Genomic DNA, 4,827 nt, shown 5'->3' on the forward strand with positions numbered 1-4,827 from the left:
TTGTAAAATAAACATTGTTTTCCTGTTGATGGGGAACCAACACGACCGTGCCGTGACGCGGGTTGGTTCTGACGTTGGCATTGGCAATGCGGAAATTTGTTCAGTAACCGCTAATTCCTCCCAAGTTTAGTAGTGTGCATTACTTCCAAACTCTGGTTGATCCTGCCAGAGGTCACTGCTATCGGGGTTCGATTAAGCCATGCGAGTCGAGAGGGTTCGGCCCTCGGCGTACTGCTCAGTAACACGTGGATAACCTGCCCTAAGGAAGGGGATAACCCCGGGAAACTGGGGATAATACCCTATAGGTTACCGATGCTGGAATGCTCGGTAACTCAAAGTCCCGACGCCTTAGGATGGATCTGCGGCCGATTAGGTTGTTGTTGGGGTAACGGCCCAACAAGCCCGTAATCGGTACGGGTTGTGGGAGCAAGAGCCCGGAGTTGGATTCTGAGACACGAATCCAGGCCCTACGGGGCGCAGCAGGCGCGAAAACTTTACAATGCGGGCAACCGTGATAAGGGAACCTCGAGTGCCTGTATATGCAGGCTGTCCAGGTGTCTAAAACACACCTGAAGAAAGGGCCGGGCAAGACCGGTGCCAGCCGCCGCGGTAATACCGGCGGCTCGAGTGGTGGCCGCTTTTATTGGGCTTAAAGCGTTCGTAGCTGGGTCGTTAAGTCTCTTGGGAAATCTGGCAGCTCAACTGTCAGGCGTCTAAGGGATACTGGCGATCTTGGAACCGGGAGAGGTGAGGGGTACTTCGGGGGTAGGAGTGAAATCCTGTAATCCTCGAGGGACCACCTGTGGCGAAGGCGCCTCACCAGAACGGCTTCGACAGTGAGGGACGAAAGCTGGGGGAGCAAACCGGATTAGATACCCGGGTAGTCCCAGCCGTAAACGATGTGCGTTAGGTGTATCGACGACCACGTGTCGTCGAGGTGCCGAAGGGAAACCGTGAAACGTACCGCCTGGGAAGTACGGTCGCAAGGCTGAAACTTAAAGGAATTGGCGGGGGAGCACCACAACAGGTGGAGCCTGCGGTTTAATTGGACTCAACGCCGGAAATCTCACCGGATAGGACAGCAGAATGATTGCCGGGCTGAAGACTCTGCATGACTAGCTGAGAGGAGGTGCATGGCCGTCGTCAGTTCGTACTGTGAAGCATCCTGTTTAGTCAGGCAACGAGCGAGACCCACGCCAACAGTTGCCAGCATGGCCTCCGGGCTGATGGGGACACTGTTGGGACCGCCTCTGCTAAAGAGGAGGAAGGAATGGGCAACGGTAGGTCAGCATGCCCCGAATTATCCGGGCTACACGCGGGCTACAATGGGCAGGACAATGGGTATCGACACCGAAAGGTGGAGGCAATCTCCTAAACCTGTCCGTAGTTCGGATTGTGGGCTGTAACTCGCCCACATGAAGCTGGAATCTGTAGTAATCGCGTTTCAATATAACGCGGTGAATGTGTCCCTGCTCCTTGCACACACCGCCCGTCAAACCACCCGAGTGGGGTTTGGATGAGCCTGCGGTCGTTGCCGCAGTCGAATCTAGGTTCCGCAAGGGGGGTTAAGTCGTAACAAGGTAGCCGTAGGGGAATCTGCGGCTGGATCACCTCCTAAAGAAATGTACTTGGGCAACAGCGGTTGCTGAACAAAACGTAAAATTGCCGATGTCAACGATAGACCCGGGCTCATAGCTCAGTTGGAAGAGCGCCGCCTTTGCGAGGCGGAGGCCGGGGGTTCAAATCCCCCTGAGTCCACTCGACAGGGCAAAACTACGTCCTGCCGAAAATGCACCCGGAGATGCGAATCACCGGGGAAGGGCTGAAGGTCTCTGACCTGACGAGGCTGTGTATAGGTGCGTACTCTGGACGTTAAATGAGTTCAGCGGAACGGCGATATGCCTGTCAGTGGATGGCTCGGTTCGAGTGCCGAAGAAGGGCGTGCCAAGCTGCGATAAGCTCCGGGAAGACGCATGGAGTCTACGATCCGGAGATCCCCGAATGGGACATCCCAACACTTCGGTGTTGATCCGTAAGGATCGGGAACCCCCCGAATTGAAACATCTTAGTAGGGGGAGGAAAAGAAATCAACCGAGATGTCGTTAGTAGAGGCGATCGAACACGACAGAGTTCAAACTGAATCCCGCAAGGGAGATGTGGTGTCGTAAGCCTACCGTCCGGATACTGCGGCCAAATGGAAATCCTCTGGAATGAGGTGCCAAAGAGGGTGATAGCCCCGTACGTGTACGCCAAGGTATCCTGGTAGTGTCTTGAGTACCGCGGGTCGGAATTCTCGCGGGAATCTGGGGGTCATCAACCTCCAAAACTAAATATTACTCGAAACCGATAGCGCAGTAGTAGCGTGAGCGAAGGCTGAAAAGTAACCCTGGAAAGGTGGTGAAAAGCGCCTGAAACTGATAGGTGATGGTGAGTTGCGGCATGAAAGGATCTGCCACGTGAAGGAACCCGTCGTGAGGCGGTAGTACGGGCGTGGTTGCCGATGTCGCAACGTACGTTTTGAAGAACGGGCCAGAGAGTTTATTCTGCAGGCGAAGGTTAACCCCAAAGGGGAGCCGAAGGGAAACCAACAGGTCCGTAGCCTTCGGGCATGGGACGACGTATTAATCGTGCGTGAAGTCTGTAGGATAAGACCCGAAGCCTAGCGATCTATGCGTGGGCAGGTTGAAGCGTGCCGAAAGGCGCGTGGAGGACCGCAAGCGGTTTTGATATGCAAATCATTCGCGTGACCTGCGTATAGGAGTGAAAGATTAATCGAGCTAGGCATCAGCTGGTTCCTCTCGAAACATGCCGTAGCATGACCTGGCTGGAGATAGACGGTGAGGTAGAGCACTGATTGGGGGAGCTGGGGGAGAAATCCCTCACCCTCCTGTCAAACTCCAAATTCCCCGTCGTCGAAGAAGGCTGGCAGTCCGGACTACGGGGTAAGCTTGTAGTCCGTAAGGGAGACAACCCAGACCGTGGTTAATGTCCCTCAATGTAGGCTCAGTGTCAACACTGAAAGGCGTCCCAGGCCAAAGACAACTGGAAGGTGAGCTCAGAAGCAGCTATCCTTTAAAAAGTGCGTAACAGCTTACCAGTCGAGGTTTGGGGCACTGAAAATGGACGGGGCTTAAGCCTACTACAGATACCACGGACCACGCGTAAGCGTGATGGCGTAGAGAGGCGTGCTGCCTGGGCAGAAGCAGGGGCGTAAGGTCCTGTGGACCGGGTAGCAATGAGAATTCTGGCATTAGTAGAAGCAAAGTTGGGTGAGAATCCCAACCGCCGGAGGGGCTAGGTTTCCTCGGCAATGTTCGTCAGCCGAGGGTTAGTCGGTCCTAAGGTGTGTCGTAATTCGAGCACATCGAAAGGGAAACAGGTTAATATTCCTGTACCATGCGTCTGTAGCAGTTTACTGCCCTGACGCTTCGGGATATGCCGGGCAGGGTCGTCGCCCTGTCCAAGCGTTCAATCTCGTGGAGTACCGCCATGGTGAGAAGCGAGAGAAGGCGTGATGGAGTAATCCGGCAAATTCCTGGAGCCCGTGAAAAGGGAGGCGTATGTCCGTACCGAGATCTGACACAGGTGCCCCTAGCTGAAAAGGCTAAGGCGTGTCGGTTTAATCGTGTTAAGGGAACTCGGCAAATTAGCCCCGTAACTTTGGGAGAAGGGGTGCCTGCCTGGCGATCAGGCAGGTCGCAGTGACCAGGGGGCTCTGACTGTCTAATAACAACATAGGTGACTGCAACTCGGAAACGACTCGTATAGTCACTGATTCCTGCCCAGTGCGAGTATCTGAACACCGGGTTCAACCGGACGAAGGACTCGTAAACGGCGGGGGTAACTATGACCCTCTTAAGGTAGCGTAGTACCTTGTCGCTTAATTGGCGACTTGCATGAATGGATTAACAAGAGCCCTACTGTCCCTAACACGAAGCCGTTGAACATTTTATCCTAGTGCAGAAACTAGGGACTCCAGATGGGAAGTGAAGACCCCGTGGAGCTTTACTGCAGCCTGCCGCTGTGTTACGGTATTCCTTGCGCAGCGTAGATGGGAGGCGTCGAACCATCCCCTCCGGGGGGTGGGGAGCCACCAATGAGACACCATCCTTGGTTTACTGTAACACTAACTCGGTTCCCGAGGACAACGGTAGGTAGGCAGTTTGGGTGGGGCGCCACACCCTCGAAAAAATATCAAGGGTGCCCTATGGTCAACTCATGTGAGTCAGAAACTCACAGGAGAGTGTCAAGAGCATAAGTTGGCCTGACGCGATGACGCAGAGCAAGTCATCGCGAGAGGAAACTCGGGTCTAACGAACCAATGAGCCTTATTGATGAGGGCCATTGACGACAGAAAAGCTACCCCGGGGATAACAGAGTCGTCGCCGGCAAGAGCACATATCGACCCGGCGGCTTGCTACCTCGATGTCGGTTCTTTCCATCCTGGCCGTGCAGCAGCGGCCAAGGGTGAGGTTGTTCGCCTATTAAAGGGGATCGTGAGCTGGGTTTAGACCGTCGTGAGACAGGTCGGTTACTATCTATCTGGAGTGTAAGGAGTCTGAAGGTAAGATGGAAATAGTACGAGAGGAACTTTCCGTCGTCGCCTCTGGTCGATCGGTTGTCCGACCGGGCAATGCCGAGCAGCTACGCGATAAGGGATAAAAGCTGAAAGCATCTAAGCTTGAAACCTGACCTGAAAAGAGACTCCGCTGAGGACACGAGTAGAAGACTCGTTTGATAGGTCCGGGATGTAAGCACGAAGGCAACGACGTGTTCAGTCCGCGGATACTAACGTCCAATGCCGTCCGCTGAACTCAGACGAAATCC

The 4,827-nt window shown here is 54.4% G+C and carries 1 tRNA gene and 2 rRNA genes; all 3 read left to right on the forward strand.

What is annotated here, in order from left to right:
- Positions 1–149: 149 nt before the first annotated feature.
- Positions 150–1,616 (forward strand): 16S ribosomal RNA (locus FGW20_RS13180).
- Positions 1,617–1,685: 69 nt separating this feature from the next.
- A tRNA-Ala gene (locus FGW20_RS13185) sits at positions 1,686–1,758 on the forward strand.
- Between the two features lie 126 nt (positions 1,759–1,884).
- Positions 1,885–4,811: ribosomal RNA gene (locus FGW20_RS13190) — 23S ribosomal RNA — on the forward strand.
- The 16S and 23S rRNA genes sit together here with 1 tRNA gene alongside, the layout of an rRNA operon.
- Positions 4,812–4,827: the final 16 nt, after the last annotated feature.

It is taken from the genome of Methanoculleus methanifontis (genome assembly GCF_030464365.1).
In the GTDB taxonomy this organism is placed as follows: domain Archaea; phylum Halobacteriota; class Methanomicrobia; order Methanomicrobiales; family Methanoculleaceae; genus Methanoculleus; species Methanoculleus methanifontis.